12 protein-coding genes are annotated in these 20,170 nt (G+C 37.1%); 3 read left to right on the top strand and 9 right to left on the bottom strand.

The window, feature by feature from the left end:
* Positions 1 to 21: 21 nt before the first annotated feature.
* Together C8N46_RS15695 and C8N46_RS15690 are read right to left on the bottom strand one after the other, a co-directional pair.
* Positions 22 to 1,383: an exonuclease domain-containing protein gene (locus tag C8N46_RS15695; protein ID WP_108115875.1), complete on the bottom strand. Its 1,362-nt coding sequence runs from the start codon at positions 1,381 to 1,383 to the stop codon at positions 22 to 24.
* A 213-nt stretch (positions 1,384 to 1,596) separates the two neighbouring features.
* Positions 1,597 to 2,256 carry a YggS family pyridoxal phosphate-dependent enzyme gene (locus C8N46_RS15690; RefSeq protein WP_108115874.1) on the bottom strand — a complete coding sequence of 220 codons (660 nt, stop codon included), beginning with the start codon at positions 2,254 to 2,256 and terminating at the stop codon, positions 1,597 to 1,599.
* 319 nt (positions 2,257 to 2,575) lie between these two features.
* Between C8N46_RS15690 and C8N46_RS15685 the strand changes: the two genes are divergently transcribed.
* From C8N46_RS15685 to C8N46_RS15675, 3 genes are all read left to right on the top strand, one after another.
* A complete protein-coding gene (locus C8N46_RS15685; RefSeq protein ID WP_108115873.1) occupies positions 2,576 to 4,273 on the top strand; it encodes a patatin-like phospholipase family protein in 1,698 nt (565 codons plus the stop codon).
* Between the two features lie 402 nt (positions 4,274 to 4,675).
* Positions 4,676 to 8,539, top strand: a complete 3,864-nt coding sequence (locus tag C8N46_RS15680; RefSeq protein WP_108115872.1) for an immunoglobulin-like domain-containing protein — start codon at positions 4,676 to 4,678, stop codon at positions 8,537 to 8,539.
* Positions 8,540 to 8,700: 161 nt separating this feature from the next.
* Positions 8,701 to 9,402 (top strand): Bax inhibitor-1/YccA family protein, encoded by a 702-nt coding sequence (locus C8N46_RS15675; RefSeq protein WP_108115871.1) that lies wholly within the window; start codon positions 8,701 to 8,703, stop codon positions 9,400 to 9,402.
* A gap of 334 nt (positions 9,403 to 9,736) precedes the next feature.
* Here the strand turns inward: C8N46_RS15675 and C8N46_RS15670 are convergent, their stop codons facing one another.
* The 7 genes from C8N46_RS15670 to C8N46_RS15640 all read right to left on the bottom strand — a co-directional run bounded on the left by C8N46_RS15670 (position 9,737) and on the right by C8N46_RS15640 (position 20,170).
* On the bottom strand, positions 9,737 to 10,912 hold the full coding sequence (locus C8N46_RS15670; RefSeq protein ID WP_245896897.1) for a helix-turn-helix domain-containing protein: 1,176 nt from the start codon (positions 10,910 to 10,912) through the stop codon (positions 9,737 to 9,739).
* 127 nt (positions 10,913 to 11,039) lie between these two features.
* The gene (locus tag C8N46_RS15665) at positions 11,040 to 11,504 is read right to left on the bottom strand and encodes a hypothetical protein (RefSeq protein WP_108115870.1); all 465 of its coding nucleotides are present in this window, start codon (positions 11,502 to 11,504) and stop codon (positions 11,040 to 11,042) included.
* 6 nt (positions 11,505 to 11,510) lie between these two features.
* The gene (locus C8N46_RS15660; RefSeq protein ID WP_108115869.1) at positions 11,511 to 12,308 is read right to left on the bottom strand and encodes a DUF1853 family protein; all 798 of its coding nucleotides are present in this window, start codon (positions 12,306 to 12,308) and stop codon (positions 11,511 to 11,513) included.
* 74 nt (positions 12,309 to 12,382) lie between these two features.
* On the bottom strand, positions 12,383 to 14,794 hold the full coding sequence (locus tag C8N46_RS15655; RefSeq protein WP_108115868.1) for an alpha-ketoacid dehydrogenase subunit alpha/beta: 2,412 nt from the start codon (positions 14,792 to 14,794) through the stop codon (positions 12,383 to 12,385).
* A gap of 450 nt (positions 14,795 to 15,244) precedes the next feature.
* Positions 15,245 to 17,770, bottom strand: a complete 2,526-nt coding sequence (locus C8N46_RS15650; protein WP_108115867.1) for a M14 family metallopeptidase — start codon at positions 17,768 to 17,770, stop codon at positions 15,245 to 15,247.
* 331 nt (positions 17,771 to 18,101) lie between these two features.
* The gene (galE, locus tag C8N46_RS15645; protein ID WP_108115866.1) at positions 18,102 to 19,157 is read right to left on the bottom strand and encodes a UDP-glucose 4-epimerase GalE; all 1,056 of its coding nucleotides are present in this window, start codon (positions 19,155 to 19,157) and stop codon (positions 18,102 to 18,104) included.
* Entirely contained in the window at positions 19,154 to 20,170 is a 1,017-nt protein-coding gene (locus C8N46_RS15640) for a UDP-glucose--hexose-1-phosphate uridylyltransferase (RefSeq protein WP_108115865.1), read from the bottom strand. The genes galE and C8N46_RS15640 overlap by 4 nt, the downstream gene beginning before the upstream one ends.

Below are 20,170 nucleotides of genomic sequence, written 5' to 3'. Positions count from 1 at the left end.
AAAAGTACTATAATTAGGTATTTAAAGTGTAATAATTTTTAGCCTGTTTTTGCGTCGAAGAAAACTTTGAATAATATGTTGCACATCACGATTGTTTTGCATCGGTGTAATGATGGTTTTCAGCACACTTTTGTTCGTGATTTGATAATTTAAGCTATAAAATCCAAAGCCTTTGTATTCGCCATTTTCAATCAAAATAGCGCTGCGTTCATCGTGATGACGCCCACGATCAATAATCAACATATTTTTGTTTGTGTAACTGTACTTGTCAATCGCTTGTTGCGCACGTTCGTTATAACTTTCAGGCGCTTCTTTTTGAATACAGGCGCCATGACATTCATTAATGGTATATTGAAAACAGTTATTTTTGGTAGAATGCAACTCGTTAATTTTTTGACAGAGTTGAAATTCTTCCGTCAATTTAAACATCACATGTTTGGCTTGCGACATATTGGTAAACGTGGTAATGTATTTTTTTCGAGCATCTGCTTTGCAAATACGAAATCCGATATAACCATAATCGTCTACATACGAAGTCATAGCAAATTGAAAAATATTGCCTCGCTGTGCGCGATTGTACATGGGTTTTTTACGCTTAATTTCTTCACTTTCTTTCAACAACGCTACGAGTTCACTTCCTGTACGCTCAAAAGTAACTGCGGCGACTTGTTTTTGAATCTTTTTTGACTTGTTATTTGTGCCTGTAAAGTGTTGATTGACGCGTTTTTTGATGTTTCTGCTTTTTCCAATATAAATAATATCACCTTTGGCATTGTGAATATAATACACACCAGTCTCAGAAGGTAAGGTTTCAAGCATATCCAACAAGCGCGTCGCGACTTTCTTTTTGATCTCTGATTTAACAGCTTGTTGAATAATATTTTTTTCAGAATCTCTATCTAACAACAATTGAAACAATTTCACCGTCGCTAATGCATCGCCAGAAGCTCTATGTCGGTCACTCATCGGAATGCCCAAGGCTCTGACCAACTTTCCAAGTTTGTACGATTCCATTTCTGGAAGTAGTTTTTGAGAAAGTTCTACTGTACACAAAGATTTGCGTTTGTATTCAAAACCGAGACGTTTGAATTCTGTTTGTAAAATTCGGTAATCAAAACTAGCATTGTGCGCTACAATAATGCAATCTTCCGTAATTTCGACAACGCGTTTGGCAATTTCGTAGAATTTTGGTGCATCGCGCAGCATTTTATTATTAATTCCGGTCAAATTCACCACAAATGGCTGAATTTCACGTTCTGGATTTACCAAACTTATAAACTGATCTACGATTTCATGACCGTCAAATTTATAAATTGCAATCTCAGTAATTCCTTCTTCATTATATTTTCCACCAGTGGTTTCTATGTCTACTATTGCGTACAAACGATATGCGCTCTTTTAAAATTCGCCATAAATATAAAAATACCTACGCAGGTTACCTATCTATTGACGTTTAATATTTAAAAATTTAGGATGAAATGCAGTGAAATGATTCTTTATTACTTTTCTTACGAATAAAAACGCACGATACTATTTAAAAAAAGCATGAAGATGAAGCATGAAAAAATTGAAAAGTCAAAAAAAAGGAACTATTATTTACTCATAATTTCTCTCGCCAAAAATACTACTGCCAATTCGAACCATAGTGCTGCCTTCTTCAATTGCCAATTCATAATCGCCACTCATTCCCATAGAAATAATCTCTAAATTTGGGTAATTGGGTTGCAGTCTGTCAAAAGTTGTTTTCAAACGTTTAAATTCTTGTCGAACTTGGTTCATATCGTCCGTAAAAGTTGCCATTCCCATTAAACCGACAATACGGACGTTTTCTAATTGTTGCAAGTCTTTGGAAGCGAGGAGTGAAGTAGCGTCTGCGACAGACATGCCAAATTTAGAATCTTCTTCCGCAATTTTGATTTGCAGTAAGCAATCAATCACACGTTCGTATTTTTTTGCTTGTTTGTTGATTTCTTTCAATAATTTAAAACTATCTACACCGTGAATCAAATCGACAAATTCAGCCATATACTTGACTTTATTGCGTTGTACATGACCAATCATGTGCCAAGAAATGTCTTTGGGAAGTTGCTCCCACTTTTCCACCATTTCTTGAATTTTATTCTCACCAAACACACGTTGTCCTGCATCGTACGCTTCTTGCAAGTCAGCAACAGGTTTCGTTTTTGAAACCGCGACTAAGGTGACATGTTTTGGTAATTTTTGTTGGTATTCTTGAATTTTCGATGTGATAGACATGTATAGTATTTTGGAATGCAAAAATACTAATATTTTTAGGACTTTTGATAGAAGTCATATTTCAATTGAGAAGAGTGTTTTTTTATAATTAAAAGATTAAAAGATTAAAAGATTGAAGAATTGAATCATTGAATTTTTCAATCTTTCAATTGAGCAAAGCGAAACCAAAAGTCTAACAATCTAAAAGTGCTGGCGTATCTAACAAATCTAACAAAGTCTAAAAAACAACATCAAAGAAAAATCACTATATTTGAGTGACTTCCCCAAGATTGAAATAGCTTTTAAAAACAACCAACAACACTAACTTCATTTGACACCTATGACGACAAAAGATTTTATTCCATTTGACAGTATTGGACTTTGTTTCAGTGGCGGTGGCTATCGCGCTACTTTTTTTGCCTTGGGCGTGGTTTCGTATTATGATAAAATTCAATATCAAGGGAAACCGTTGCTAGACCACGTAGAAGCCATTAGTACGGTGAGTGGCGGAACGCTGTTTGGCGTGGCGTACTCGAAAGCTTCTCAGCAAAAAGATTTTAATTTTAAAACGTTTTTCAACGAATTCTACAACAATTTCACACCTGAAAACGACAAACTACTCGAAACTGCCATTGCAAAATTGGGAGATGATCAAGTTTGGAAAGACAATCCGCATAAAAAACGCTCGCTCATCAACGCATTTGCCTTAACATACGCGGATATGGACGTATATAAAGGTAGTTTTGACATGTTTTTAGATGCGGAAAAATTATCCAATCTAAAATATATTTGCTTCAACTCAACAGAATTTTCGTTCGGATTGGCATTCCGATTCCAAAACTGTGGCTTGTTTGGAAACAAACCGTTAAGCAATAAACATTTAACAGAAATTGAAGGACAATTGCAATTGGGCGATATTACGGCGTCTTCTTCCTGTTTTCCATTAGGATTTGAACCGTTGGTCTTTCCAGATGATTACATAAAAAATCAAAATACTACAGCCTACAAAAATGTAAAAACGCTCGAACGTTTTGCCGAAGGTGTCGGAATTATGGATGGCGGAATTGCAGACAATCAGGGAATTGGAAGTATGGTGAATATCAGTCTTGCCCGAAAACGCGATGACGAACTCAAAAAAGAACTGGATTTAATTGTCGTAAACGATGTAGGAAGTTTTAAAATGATTCCTTGGCAGCCTGAATCCAAAAAGAAAGACGAAAGCAGTAGTATAAAAAGTGTGGTGTCAAATGCATTGAGCTACTTTAAAATCAAACCGTTGTATTTGATTATTTTGATACTGGGTATTTTACTCATGGTGCTAAATTCGATGGAAATTTTCAAAGGACAAGCATGGCCAGCGTTGTATATTATTGGCGGAATTGTTACTGGAGTTGGATTATTGCTTACGATTTTCGGTTTGGTCGCTGGAATCATCAAAGGTTCTATAATTCGTTCTGTAAGATCACTTTTCACTAAAAATGTACCGCCGCCGTTGGTAGATGATGTATTGAGTTTTAAAAAATTAAGTGTCGGACTCATTCAACGCATGCTTACAGAGCGTATATCTTCTACGGTAATTATGGTGAATGATATCTTTCTAAAGCAAATCAGACGTTTAAACTATCGATTATTATATGCTGATTCAGATTTGCGTCACCGAATCATTACATCGACTGTATATGAATTAAATGGTGAAAAAACGGCGTACAGCAAATCGTTTAGCTTTAATAAAAACATCAAACCTGCGCCAAGTACCTTATTAAAAAGTATCGGATTGATTGCTTCTGAAATGCCGACAACACTGTGGTGGGATGAAAAAGACATCCAAAAAGACCGCATGGATGCGTTGATTGCTTGCGGACAGTTTACATCCTGTTACAAATTGATGGATTACATCTTAAAACTCAAAAAGAACAAAAAAATAACGCTTTCTGAAGAAGAAACAGCAGCTATTGATGCACTATATGCCGATTTAGAAAATGACTGGAAACAGTTCAACGAAAACCCGATGTTTTACGTAACAGCACTCAAACAATAAAAAGAATTACCCATAATATACTAATGAAAGGCGTTTTTTAAAAAACGCCTTTTTTTATGTATAAAATATCACGAAATCATTTTATATGCATAAACCCTATAATTTGTAAGGTAAAACCGAGATGGTTGCTCTCTTAATTTTTTACTTTAGTCGTATAAATATGTTTTTCATCGTTAAAAAATGTATTTTATCGATAAAAAAGTAAGCTTGTTTACGTATTTGTAAACTTTTTAATTGTTGAAAAGCACTATTTGTAATGCCTGCATAACCTTAAAAAAACAATAAAAATAGCCCTAGAAATATGCATGTTGCCCTACATGTATATTTCAAAAAACGAAAACTGTTTTAACAGATTATTTGCCCCAAGAATAATCTATTGAACTTAACCTAATTATAAAAACTATGAAAAAAATGCTACACTTTTTGGTGTTATGCTTGCTTGCGACCTATGTTCAAGCGCAAACGCCAGGCGTATCTACGTACTACCAACAAACTTCAGGCGATACGCGAAACTACATTGAGTACATTCCAGGAAATTTACCAATCATTATTTCAGCGCCACACGGCGGAATTCTTCAATCAGGACAAACGATTGGAGGTGTTTTTTATCCAGATAATGACAGTTCCTTACCCGACAGAAGTTGCGGAACCAATGAAAGAGACGACAATACAGACATTTTAGTGCGAGAAATTCAAAAAGAAATCTTTCAACTAACAGGCTGTTATGCGCATGTTATTATCAACAATTTGCATCGTTCCAAACTTGACCCAAATAGGGAAATCAACGAAGCTACTTGCGGAAACGCTAATGCAGCAGACCATTGGAATGCTTTTCACAATTTTATAGACCAAGCAAGTGCTTCGGTAGAAGCAAACTGGGGAAAAGGATTGTATATTGACTTGCACGGTCAAAGTCATTCCATACCACGCATAGAAGCAGGCTACAATATTACTGCAAACGAACTCAACATTGGCGATTTAAACGCAGCCAACATCATTAACAAATCTACCATTAGAAACTTGGTAAACAACAATCTAAACAATCTTTCGCACGAAGAACTTATCAGAGGAAATAATAGCTTAGGCGAAATGTTTCAAGATGCTGCAGGAACATTCTATGCGAGTTTAGGACATCCTGGTTGTGGAAGTGCGAGCGGTTACAGAGCAATTCCAAGTGCTACGAATAATGGAGGAACAAGTTGCGACGATACACGTCCCTACACGAATGCTTATTTTGATGGAGATTATTACAACAATCGCCGTCACGGCTCCGGGAATGGTACCAGCGGCGGCGTTGGAGGCGCAGGAACTATTGATGGAATTATGACGGAAGTCAATCGTCGTGTGCGCGATTTAGGAACCTACAACGGTCAAGTCTACGATTCGCGTCCGCAAACCTTAGTGCCGTTTGCCAAAGATTATGCGGCAGTGGTGTTAAACTTCATCAATACACATTACAATGATTTTGCAAACTTTGGGTATTTAGCAAGCATGTATGCTGTCAACGGACCGAATCCGTCACCAATCGTCACAGGAGTTGCTAATGGAATATTTTCCGCTCCAGCGGGATTGGCAATCAATCCGTCAACTGGCGAAATTGACACTGCCAACTCAACACCTGGTGATTATGTAGTAACCTACAGCGCAGGAACTTGTGGTTATTTTTCCTCGTCGCAAACCATTTCTATCGTCACAGATATTTCACAAGATACCGAACCGCCAACAGCACCCTCAGGATTAAGTGCTTTCAATACAACGGAAACGACTACCGATTTAATGTGGACCACTTCTACAGATAATGTAGATATAGTAGGCTACAATATCTATCAAAATGGTACGCTTCGGGAAACCATTCCGCAAGTAACCAACTATGTGGTCGAAAATTTAACGCCAAACACAAGCTATGCATTCAAGCTAACCGCTTTAGATTCTGCCGGAAACGAATCTGCCGAAAGCAATGAAGTTACTATTACTACTTTGGATAATGTGACACTAAATTATTGCACTTCGCAAAGTTCTAATGTCACTGAAGAATACATCAGCAACGTACAATTTGGCGATATTAACAACGCTTCTGGCGCTCAAGTCTATTCAGATTTTACCAATATATCTACGGAATTGGTCAAAAATGGACAATATATGCTTACTGTAACACCAACATGGCCAGGAACGCCGTTTGGAGAAGCGTATGCCGCATGGATCGATTACAATCAAGATGGCGATTTTACCGATGCGGGAGAGCAAGTTTGGACGCAGGCAAGTACTACAGCATCTCCTGTAAGTACCGTGATTACCATACCAACTTCTGCACCAAACGGAACGACACGAATGCGTATTTCTATGAAATACAATGTGTTGCCTACTGCTTGCGAAACATTCAATTATGGAGAAGTAGAAGATTATACAGTAACGATTGTTTCTGCGACTCAAGACACGGTAGCACCAATTATCACCTTACTTGGCGACAATCCTGTACAGTTATTTGTAAACGATACGTATACAGATGCTGGCGCAACTGCTATAGACAATGTGGATGGTGATATTACTGACATTATAGAAGTTACAGGAACGGTTGATACAGCAGTTGCTGGAACATACACAATTTTTTACAACGTACGAGACGCGGCAGGAAACGTAGCGGTGGAAGTCACGCGAACGGTCAATATTGTTGTGCCTCTTGATGAAACGCCACCAAGTATTACACTGAACGGAGCTGATATACTCAATCTCAATATCGGCGATAGCTATACTGAGTTAGGTGCTACAGCAACGGACAATATTGATGGTGATATTTCAGCAAATATTAGCATTACAGGAACGGTTGATACAGCAGTTGCTGGAACATATACAATTCGCTATAATGTAAATGATGCGGCTGGAAACGCTGCTGCAGAAGTAACACGTACAGTAATTGTGGAAGAAATCACGATTGGTTGTGTAAACGGAATCGAAACGTTTCCATACAGCGAAAGTTTTGAAAATTCGCTAGGAGCGTGGGCGCAATCTACCGAAGATGCTATTGATTGGACACTTCGTTCTGGCACAACACCTTCTAACGGAACAGGTCCTGCAAGTGCTAGCGATGGAAGTTTTTATCTATATGTTGAAGCTTCTGGAAACGGAACAGGCTATCCTAATAAACAAGCGATTTTGACTTCTCCGTGTATCAATTTATCACAACTTACGGAAGCAACCTTTAGTTTTGACTATCACATGTTTGGAACCGATTTAGGAACATTGGATGTAGAAATCAGCGAAGACGAAGGTGTTACTTGGACGTCTATTTGGTCAAGAGCAGGAAATCAGGGAGATGCTTGGCAATCGGCTAGTATTGATATTTCCGCGTATGCGGGAAGTACCGTGCAAGTACGTTTCAATAGAGTTACTGGAAGTACATGGAGAGCAGATGTTGCCATTGATAACATCAGCATCCTTGATGAAGTCATTGCAATTGAAGGTTGTGCCAACGGAATCACAAATTTTCCATATACAGAAAGTTATGAAAATACCTTAGGCGCATGGACACAATCGTCACAAGATGATATTGATTGGACAGTAGATGCCAATGGAACACCTTCAGGAAGTACAGGTCCGTCAAGTGCTGTATCTGGTAGTTATTATATTTACGTGGAAGCTTCTGGAAATGGAACAGGTTATCCTAACAAACAAGCAATCATCAACTCACCTTGCTACGATTTAACAAGCGAAGCGAATGCTTCTTTTAGCTTTAGTTATCACATGTATGGTGCGAATGATATGGGAACAATTTCGTTGGATATTAGCAATGACAACGCCACTTCATGGACTACTATTTGGTCTGAAACAGGCAACAAAGGCAATCAGTGGAATGCGGTTGCGGTTGATGTTTCTGAATATGTAGGACAAAGCGTGCAATTCCGCTTCAACAGAGTTACAGGCGGCACTTGGCAAGCAGATGTTGCAATTGATAACATCGCGCTAAACACAACTTTGGCAGCACGACAAGAAACGTCAAACACCAAAGAAACAAATGAAGAAGCAACTACTGTTTCGCTCGCAGAAAATAACTTGACCATTTTTCCAAATCCAGTTAAAGAAACGATGTTACACATCCGATTGGATAACGGAACTCCAAAAACATTCGCCATAAAAAATGTGTACGGACAAACGGTAGCTTCTGGAAAAGCAGACGAACAAATACGTGTCAATCAATTAGCATCTGGGATTTATATTTTGGAAGTTTCTGACGGACACAATACATTCACCAAAAAGTTTATCAAACAGTAAATCAAACGATTGCTAGACTATAAAAGCCCGATATAAATTATTGTCGGGCTTTATTTTTATAATTTTATCATTAACAACAAATTAACAAGTATTTCATCCGCTATCATTGCAGAGTTGAAAACAAAATAGTACATTTGATAAAATATCTAAAACCGTATAGAATGGAAGAATACAGACCAGCACTGCCCGTAAGTGCTTTAGAGCAAGACCAAAAAGTTGCCTTTTATAAAAAAACATACACCTATTTAGCATTTTCAGTATTGCTATTTGTAGTTGTTGAATATCTCTTTTTACAAGTTGATTTTATCGTTAATATTGGCTTACAAATGATTCAAGGCTGGACTTGGTTAGTCGTGCTAGGATTATTTATGTTAGCAACTAATTATGCAGAACGACTCGCTTTAAGAAGTAAGGACAAAACCATGCATCACGCAGCGTTATTCTTATATGTAGTTGCAGAAGCGTTCATATTTGTACCGTTAATTTTTATTGCATTACAATTTTCGGAAGTTAATGGAACAGCAGTATTAACACAGGCTGCGATTATGACTTTAGCGTTATTTACAGGGTTGTCTGCGATTGTTTTTATGACAAAAAAAGACTTTTCTTTTTTAAGTTCAGCACTAACTATTGGAGGTTTCTTAGCGATTGGATTAATCGTAGCAGGAATGATTTTCGGATTCCACTTAGGATTGTGGTTTAGTGTAGGAATGGTGGTATTGGCAGGTGGTTCTATTTTATACCAAACGTCAAACATGATTCACAGATACGAAGAAGATCAGTACGTAGCAGCATCGTTAGGATTGTTTGCTTCGTTGATGTTACTTTTCTGGTACATTATCAGTATCTTTTTGAATGAATAGATAAAATTAAAACAATATAAAATCAGCCGCTTTGCAACTCTTGTAAAGCGGTTTTTTTGTGGGAATCAGGATTGTGAGAGTCAGGAGTCAAGACTTTTTTAATTTGAACTCGAAATTGAACTTGAAAACCCAAGCGTCACTTCGAGTGAAATTTCGCAGAAATTTTGTATCGAGAAGTGATTTGAAACTTAAAATTTTAAATGTTGAATACTGAATACTGAATTGATTCATAAACTACTAAACTTTATAAACTTATAAACAAAAAAGAGAATGCTTCGACAGGCTCAGCATACACAAAAAACAAATAACGAAAAACTAATAACACCAAAAAACATCAACCAGACTGCGATTGTAAATACTGCGTAGGAGAGAAGTTGGTCAGTTTTTTAAAAACTCTGTTAAAAGTTGCTTTGCTGTTGAAACCACATTCGTAGGCAATTCCGAGTAAAGAAAGTTGTTCGTGCTTGCCTTCTTTTAGCATTCCTTTGAAGGCGTTAACGCGATAAGAATTCACGAAATCATTGAAATTCATTTGAAATCCACTGTTGATGATTTCTGAAAGTTGTCCGCGCGTCAAATTGGCTTGTTTGGCGAGTTCGGAAAGGTTCAAATCAGGATTCAAGTAGGGTTTTTCCTGTGCCATCAACTCTGAAATTGCTTGAATTGCGTCTTTGTCAATTTCTTTTTTATCATCTTTCGTTAATTCAGGAATCGAAATTTGCTTTGGCGAAAAGCTAAAGTCCAATGTATTCAACTTTGTGGTATCGGTAATATATCCTTTCAAACCTATATACAGCGCGCAAACTGCCATTAGTAAATTCAGCCACCAACGTTCTTTATAGCCTAAATCTACAAGAATACTTCCCACAAAATCCTGCACAGAACTGTAGATGAATAGCAACGTAAACACAATAAGAAAGTTGCGAATCCAATTCAGCTCCAGCTTAAAAATATTAGAGAAATACTGCTTTATTTTTTGACGATAATTTACATACAATTGAATCGTAAATGCCAAATACAACAGCATCACAGAAAACCCTACTACACTCAAAATTGGTAGAATGATTGGCTCATCAAGTTCGATTTTCAAAATACCATTTTGGGTTTCGTTAAAACCAGGTTGTAGTGCGTCGTATGTAAAAATTGAGAAGCGATACGCCACCAAACTCAGCGGAATGGCAAAGTGCCACCAATGTTTCTTTAAAAACTTGAAATTTGATTTTGTTACAGACTTCACATATAAATAAATCAATGGCGCAATAGCAGTTCCTGCGGGAATTAAAAAGTAGTTGATTTTTGTGTTGCGAAAGGTATCGTACCAACCCATAAAACCAACCGTGTAACATATTTGTGTGTAGGAAACGGTCAATAATAAAATCGCCAAAATTGCGTCAGAAGCATTCTTTTTCGCTGCATAGCGCTTCAACAATAAGCCAACTAAAACCAACGCTTGTAATACGAGAATGAGTAATGGCGTGCTGTGAATGTTGAAATTAGGAAAAAGAAACATGCGCAATCTTTATTTTTGATGACAACCAAAACTACTAAACTTTTTTAGTTTTTAGGAGCAGAAATAGACTCATGATACGATTTGAGTCGTAGTTTCTTGTGATTATTCATTAAGATTTATAAAATATTTAATTAGGAGTTCTATTTTTTACGAGTGATTTATAAGTTTTTATAATGCGTTTGTCGTAAAAGTGTAGTGTAAATTTTATCATTACAATAATGATTAATGGAAATATACTTTTTATCAGTACTTCAAAACTTCCGATTTTGGCTCCATTCATTAATTCATAAATAGCAAAACCCCATAAAACTGAACATAATATTAAAATATAGATGTACATCAATATGTCAACTCTATTTTTAATAGTCACAGTGGTTTCATGACGATTTAATTCTTCTAAATTTACAGTAGAAATAATACTGCCTCCATAACCATATCTAAAATCAATACAACCTTCTAATATTGAATCGTTAATTTGTAATAGCTGAATAACATCATTTGGCGATTTTAAATCGTCTCGTAAAATTGTTATTGGTTTTTTTAAAACTATTATATGTTTTCTACTAAATAGCATATCAATTATTTTAATCATCTAAATTTACCACCAAACAATAAAAAAAGTTTCAAAAGTATCTTTATGTTTTTGCCAGCAAAGCAACGCTCTTTTTTCCGTAAGGTTGTGTTTGATTTTTTCTTTTACATCCTCAAAACTTGACCAATTCTCATTACTAGCAGGATGGATTCCCCAAGCTTTTTTTGATGGAATGTGATACGCTTTCGCGGGATTGTCTAAACGTTGAAACGTTTCAAAGTTCATGTAATAACCAGCAACAGCCTTTTGATAATCAGCGTCCAAAGCTATTTTTTGTGTGTATGGAAGATATAAATACGACAACACACATACTTTTTGTATGATGCTGTCTAACTTCAAATAAGGCAAAGCTGTCTTTGTGGCTTCGTGATAGAGTAGTGGCAATTGCTTTTGCTGTAGTTTGGCTATTTTTTCATGCAAGGCATCACGTCGGTTGGGACCAATCCAGTTTTTGGAAACATCATCCGAAATGGAAGCATCGTAGAGATAAAACTTATACGCCAATTCCAAATGAATGATTTCTTTGGTTTCAGTATGTTGGATAATAAAATCAAGTTCGCCAATGGTTTGTTTGTTTTGTACAATTTGAACGTTTTCATGCAAAAGCTGGTAATTTTCAGAAGCGTTGATGAGTTCAGAAACGACTTTCTCTATCAAATGTCCCAATCTGCGATTTACGGGCAATGTAATTTCTGGAAGTTGTTTGTATTTCAATTCGGAAAGAAAAAACGTCGAAATTCCCGTAATGACAGTATCTAAAGGTGTTGCGTTGACAACGGAAGTTATTCGTGACGTTAAATTCATTCTCTAAATATAACAACTAAAAAACGCTAAACTGAGAAAAGTTTAGCGTTTTTTATGCTTATTAAAAATAATGCTTAATACAGTTGAGGAAATTCGGCAGGATTCGCTTCATGCATCATGGCATATACTTTTTCAAAAATATCTTCTGCCGAAGGTTTCGAAAAATAATCGCCATCCGTTCCGTATGCTGGTCGGTGTGCTTTTGCCGTGAGTGTTTGCGGTTTGCTGTCTAAATATTGATATCCGTTTTGTTCGTCAACGATGTGTTGTAAGATAAACGCAGACGCGCCACCAGGAACATCTTCATCAACCACAAGCAAACGATTGGTTTTTTGTACACTTTTTACCGTATCGTGATTAATGTCGAACGGAATTAAAGACTGACAATCAATGATTTCAATGTCAATTCCGACGGCTTGCAATTCTTTTGCCGCTTGCTCTACAATTCGTAAGGTTGAACCATAGGAAACAACCGTCATATCCGTTCCTTCTTTGATGGTTTCTACGACACCGATTTTCGTTTTAAATTCACCTAAGTTGGTTGGTAATGGCTCTTTTAAACGATAACCATTCAAACATTCTATCACCAATGCAGGTTCGTCACTTTCTAATAAGGTATTGTAAAATCCAGCCGCTTTGGTCATGTTTCTTGGTACCAACACATGAATTCCTTTAATCGCGTTTATAATAGCGCCCATTGGCGAACCAGAATGCCAAATTCCTTCCAAACGATGGCCACGCGTACGAATGATAACAGGTGCTTTTTGCGTTCCTTTGGTTCTGTATAACACAGTTGCCAAATCATCACTCATTATTTGCAATGCGTACAATAAATAGTCTAAATATTGAATTTCGGCAATAGGACGCAATCCGCGCATTGCCATACCGATGCCTTGTCCTAAAATGGTTGCTTCACGAATTCCGGTGTCAGAAACGCGCAATTTTCCATATTTGGCTTGCATACCTTCCAATCCTTGATTGACATCGCCAATTTCTCCAGCATCTTCTCCAAAAATCAAGACTTCAGGATATTTCGCGAAAAGCGCATCAAAGTTATCACGCAATACAATACGTGCATCGACTTCTTCGGCTTCTGTAGCATACTCAGGTGCTTTTGCGTCAATTTTCAAGACACTTTTGGCAGATTCACTATATAAATGGGAACTGTATTTCGGTTGAATTTTTTCGAAATAAACTTTAATCCAATTGCTTAATGCAGTACGTTCAGAAGAATGCTCACCAACAACCAAACGCAGAGCTTTACGAGCATAACTAGCAATTTCTTTACGAATTGGTTCGGCAATAGCGCCTAATTCCTCTTTGAGTTTATTGATAAAAACTTTATTCGGACTAGACTCCGCAAGTTTACCTATCAATTGCAAAACTTCTTGTTGCTCTTGCTTCATTGGCGCAACAAAATCTCTCCACGCTGCTTTTTTTCCATCGCGGACACGCTTTTTAATGTCTTTTTCTAAAGCGTCTAAATTTTCTTCGGTTTCAATACCGTTTTCAATCATCCACTTGCGCATTTGCGCATTGCAATCGTATTCCGCTTCCCAAGCCAAACGTTCTTTGCTTTTGTAACGCTCGTGCGAACCTGAAGTAGAATGTCCTTGTGGTTGTGTCACTTGTTGAACGTGAATCAACACAGGAACATGTTGCTCGCGAGAAATATCAGCAGCTTTTTGATAGGTTGCCACCAACGACGGATAATCCCAACCATTTACAGTAAAAATTTCATAACCGTTTTCAGTGTCGGTACGTTGAAATCCTTTTAAAATTTCAGAAATATTTTCTTTGGTAGTTTGATGCTTTGCATGCACGGAAATTCCATATTCATCATCCCAAACGCTCATTACCATCGGAACTTGCAAAACGCCCGCAGCATTGATTGTTTCAAAGAACAAGCCTTCACTGGTACTCGCATTTCCAATCGTTCCCCAAGCGATTTCATTTCCGTTTTTTGAGAATTTTTCAGCATCAATACCTTCTACGTGTCTGTATATTTTGGATGCTTGTGCCAATCCTAGCAATCGCGGCATTTGTCCCGCAGTAGGAGAGATATCAGCACTAGAGTTTTTTTGTTGGGTTAAGTTTTTCCACTCACCATTTTTATCCAAACTATGCGTGGCAAAGTGACCGCCCATTTGTCTTCCAGCAGACATTGGTTCAACATCAATATCGGTGTGCGCATACAATCCAGCAAAAAACTGTTGAATGTTCAATTCGCCAATCGCCATCATAAAGGTTTGATCGCGATAATACCCCGAACGAAAATCACCATTTTGAAATGCTTTCGCCATGGCTAATTGCGGTACTTCTTTTCCATCTCCAAAAATTCCAAACTTCGCTTTTCCCGTCAACACTTCTCTACGACCTAGAAGGCTGCATTCACGACTGATTACTGCTGTGGTATAGTCTTGAATGATTTCTTCTTTGAATTGATCGAAGGAAATGTCTTGTGTATTTTCAAGTTTTGCTTGCATAGTTCTTTAAATTGAAGTCGCGCAAAAATACAAAAAAACAGTCACTTTTGCAATACAGATGACTCTTAAAAAATTGTAAATAACGCAAAAAAAAGAGGTTTTTAATGAGATTTATTCAAATCTGTCAAAGAAATCACATTTTGATTGATGATTGTTTAATTTTTCGTTCACTCATAATTGTGCGATTTTTCAATGCATACATTGGAAATCTGACTAAATAGTTCATCTAAAAAGAACAGCGAAACAAACAACTAGTATTAAGTTATAAGTTATCAGTGAATAGTTAAGAGTGACAAATAACGAATAACGAATAACGAATAACGAATAACGAAATTTAAAATGTAAAACTCTAAGTGTAAAATTTAAAAGTATTTTCACCTAAAACCTAAAACCTAAAACCTAAAACCTAAAACCTAAAACCTAAAACCTAAAACCCAACACCCAAAAAAACTACATCATTCTAGAAAAGAAAATAGCATTCATCAACAACTTATTTGTTCCGTACCAGAAGGCTCTAAAGTTGGTATTATCGGTAAAAGCAATCACGCGTCCGCTGCCCATTCTCGATGTTTGGAAAGGTACACTGTTTTTTAAATGTTCTAAATTTTCTTCTGAAATATAACCACTGAGCAAAGGTGAATTTGTGTACTGAATTGGATTGTTGTAACTTTTTTCATCTGGATTTATAAAAATAGTTGTATTGCGAAACATTGGCAATTCATCTTTTAAATATCCGAAGTTAATTGGATGCGAACGGTCGATTTTCGTATTAAAAATAGCACCACCAATCACTTGCGCACCGTTGTGATCTCTGCGTTGTGCAAAGGAAACATTTTTGGCGTCAATTCCAGTTTTCTTAATATCTAGTTTGATGAAGTTGTTATTGTGTAAATAACGAACCGTATTTCGGTAGCCAATCAACGTTCCACCATTTTTTACCCACGTTTTTAAGTTATTCGTGATGTCTTTCGGAAGCGAATATGTATTTGGCAAGATAATGTGTGTATACCTTGATAAATCTTTTCTGCTGAAATTACGCGTATCTAGCTTTGTTAGTGGAATTTCGTAACGTTGATCAAACAAATGCCAAATTTCACCTGCATCGTACGAAGTAATTTCGTCGCCAATCAGCATCGCAATTTTTGGTTGTTTGATAGCTTCAAAATTGTTGCTTCCCAAGTCAATTCCTTCGGTTAAGCCCGAAGAAACAGCAGTAATGTTGAGATGACTTTCTTTTGCAATAGTTCGTAAAAACGTGCGCATTTCCTGCAAATTCAACGTTTGATTTTGCACAGGAATCATAATTGTACCATAATCATAGCGAACGCCTTCTAACGTAAACGGTAGCATCGCGACTTTGGCGCGCAATCCTTTCGCTTTGATTTTAGCCAAAGCTTTTGGCGCATAGTATTCATTCCACTCAAACAAAAACGCATAATTGCCGTTTCCGTTGAGGTTTCCTGTTGGCGCTTGCAAGTCTGTAATTTCATTTCCCGCATTGTTTAAGGATGACAATTCATCGTACGACACATTGAACGCTAACGGAAATGTCCACGCCGAAATATCATAAAACAAACTGTCTTGAAACTGCGTGCGTTTCTCAAAAATGGCATTAATCAAACGATGTTGACGCTGATTTTTCGGCACAATATAACTGGCTCCTTTCTTGTATTTTGTGCCGTTTGTAGAAAAATCATTCTGTACTTCGTGTACTGTAATTTGATGACGTTTTAGGATTTCTGCCAAATGATACGCTTTTGCGGCGTCTTTTTCATCACCAAAAACATAAGCTTTTGCACTCGTTCTAGCGGCTTCTTTTCTAGCATTTTCATAAAATTGTCTTTGGTATCGTAGAATAGTCGTGCGCATATTTTTACCAGCTTCTAGCGTAGACAATGCCGCTGTAAATTGATTTCGAATGGCAAACGGAAAAGTGATTAAACCATTTTCACTCTCCTGAACGTGTCCGCGGGCACTTCCTTGCTCAAACAAAATTCCGATGCTTCCATTAATGTCTGGAAATGTAGAACCTTTTCCATAATAAAAATCGTCAAAACTTTCTTCGGTATAATATAAAGAACCAATTTTATCAAAGGCTTTTGCGTGATACGTAGCAATTTCTTTGGTCAAATCCTGATTCATTTGCGGCGTTAACGGATGTGTACGTGACGGAATTCCAGGTTGAAAGAAAAACGTGGAATTGGAGCCCATTTCATGATGGTCTGTCAAAATATTTGGCATCCAATGATGAAAGGTTTTGATACGCGCTCTCGATTCTGGTAATTGCACTGGCAGCCAATCACGATTCATATCAAACCAATAATGATTTGTACGTCCGCGTGGCCACGATTCGTCAAACTCTCTATCTTGCGGATCAGTAATCAAATGTTCGCTTTTGTGCATGTTAACCCAACCTGCAAAACGCTGTAAGCCATCAGGATTGAACGATGGATCCAAAAGAATTACCGTATTATTTAGCAAATTATAAATTTGATCGCCTTCGGCAGCAGCCAAATAATAGGCGAGGAGCAAGGCAGCATTACTACCACTAGCTTCGTTTCCATGAATGGAGAATCCTTGATACACGACGATTGGCATTTGCGTAATTTGCGCATTGGCTCCTTCCGATGTTGTCAAGTTTACATGTGCTTCGCGAATGGTTTCGATATTTTGATGATTATCAGGCGACGTCACCGTGAGTAATAAAATAGGACGATTTTCAAATGTTTTTCCTCTATCTTCAATCGTAATTCGATTGGATTTTTCGGCTAAAACTTTCATGTACATGACTAACTTATCATGCGTTACATGCCATTCTCCAACTTCATGACCAATCACGCTTTCGGGTGTTGGAATATCTTTATTGTAGGTAACATCGGCTGGTAAGTAATAGGAAAGGGAAACGTTTTCTTGTGCAGTTGCAGTTAAAAAACTAACGAAAAACGCGCACAACACAAGGTGAGAGAATCGAAACATAGGTTTTAAAATTGGTTTAGTTATAACAAAAATCGACTATTTACTGTCCAATTCAAAACGGTTAACCCGTATTTAACAAAAATGTGCTGAGAAATGTAACATATAAAAGTTAGTCAGAGGAGAGTGAATAGTTAACGTGAATTCGACGTAAGAAATCATCATGTTGCTCGTAATTTACTGATAAATAACTCTTTGTCGGTTTGAGCGCAGTCGAGAACACTAGAAAACCCAAGCTCACGTTGTTTTTTATCTTGCTTCTGACAAAATCACTTGTCTTAAAAATAGAATTTAATCCAAAAAGAATTATAAAAATCTGGTGTGTTGTACGCTTTTATCTCTTAGCTTCTCCAGAAGTTTTATCTGTTATATCACGTATGGATTGTTCCCAATTCCATGATGACCGAATCATATCTTCCAAATTCAATGTTGCGCTCCATGCTAGTTTTTCTGCAGCTTGTTGCGTTTCGGCATATAAAGCTTCTACATCTCCAGCTCTTCTGTCTACAATTTTATAGTTTAAGTTTACCTTAGCAACTTTCTCGAATGTTTTGATAATATCCAACACTGTAAATCCGTTACCTGTACCCAAATTGAATACTTCAAAGTTAGCTTCTTCTTTGTTGGCAAGCAATCGTTCTAAAGATTGTACATGAGCTTTTGCTAGGTCAACTACATGAATATAATCTCGAATGGCGGTTCCGTCTTTGGTGTTGTAATCGTCACCAAACACTTGTAATTCCTTTAAAACACCAGCGGCACATTGCGTGATGTAAGGTAAGAGATTGTTAGGAATGCCGTTGGGAAGCTCTCCAATTAATCCACTATTATGTGCGCCAATGGGATTGAAATATCGGAGCGATACTACTTTAAAGGCTTCATTTGATTTGCTAAAATCTTCTAAAATTTCTTCGGCAATCTTTTTGGTATTTCCATAGGGTGAAAAGGGCCTTTTAATCTGATTCATTTCCGTAATAGGCAATATATCAGGTTCGCCATAAACTGTTGCTGAAGAGGAAAAAATGAAATGATATATACCATATTTTTGCTGCGCTTCTATGGAATTGATCAATGCATACAGATTGTTTTTGTAATACATCATGGGTTTTTGAACCGATTCACCAACAGCTTTATACGCTGCAAAATTAATGATGGCAATGGCATCCGCATGTTTTTGATAGGCTTTGTCTGATGCTTCTGCATTAGCCAAATCCACCTTTTCAAACTGAGGTTTGACTCCTGTAATTTGTTGAATACGGTCTAAAATGAATTCTTTAGAGTTAGAAAGATTGTCAAAAACCACCGTTTCAAATCCATTTTCAATGAGCTCTACAACGGTATGTGAACCAATATAACCACATCCTCCAGTAACAATCACTTTTTTATTCATGACATGACTTCTTTTATTCGTTGTACAGCCTGCTCAGCTGTGATATCTCTTTGTGGTGAACCAAACATTTCGTAGCCAACCATAAACTTTTTTACAGTGGCGCTTCGCAATAGTGGAGGATAAAAACTCATGTGAAAATGCCAATGGGTATTTTCTTTTCCGTTGGTAGGTGCTTGGTGAATTCCTGCTGAATACGGAAATGAAGTATCAAAAATTTGGTCGTAAGCACTCGTAATTTTTGAAATAGCCTCTGCAAACAAGTATTCTTGAGTTTCATTTAATAAACCGATGTGTTGTAAATGCTGTTTGGGGACAATCATGGTTTCATAAGGCCAAACTGCCCAAAAGGGAACCAATACAACAAATGTATCATTCTCAAAAATAATTCTCTCCTTTTTAGCTTGCTCTTGCTTCAAGTAATCGAGTAAGAGTGAACGCTTGTTTTTGTCGAAGTACTGTTTTTGAGATTTATCTTTTTTAGCTACTTCGTTGGGTAGTGTAGATTGACTCCATATTTGTCCGTGTGGATGTGGATTGCTACAACCCATAACTGATCCTTTGTTTTCAAAAATTTGAACATAGTTGATGAAGTCATGTTCTCCTAAAGTTTGATATTCTGTTTTCCAAGCTTTTACAACTTTGGTGATGTCATCAGGATTCATATCCGCCAAACTCTTAGAATGATCTGGACTAAAACAAATCACGCGACAAATTCCTCTTTCAGATTGTGCAACAAGAAGTCCGTCTTCTTCAGAAAAGTCTGGAGATTCTTTTTGTAAAGCGGCAAAATCATTGTTGAAAACAAACACGTCTTTGTAATTGGGATTTTTTTCGCCATTTGCTCTGGTATTTCCGGCACATAAATAACAATTAGAATCGTGCGTAGGTCTTTTTTCTCGAACTACTTTTTCTTGCTGCCCTTGCCAAGGTCTTTTGGATCGATGCGGAGAAACCAACACCCATTCTTGGGTTAAAATGTTGTATCGTTTGTGAGAGTATTCTTGAAGATTCAT

Source organism: Kordia periserrulae (assembly GCF_003054265.1).
Classification (GTDB): Bacteria; Bacteroidota; Bacteroidia; order Flavobacteriales; family Flavobacteriaceae; genus Kordia; species Kordia periserrulae.
The sequence above is the reverse complement of the archived record's forward strand: the minus strand, read 5'-3'. Positions and strand labels throughout refer to the sequence as shown.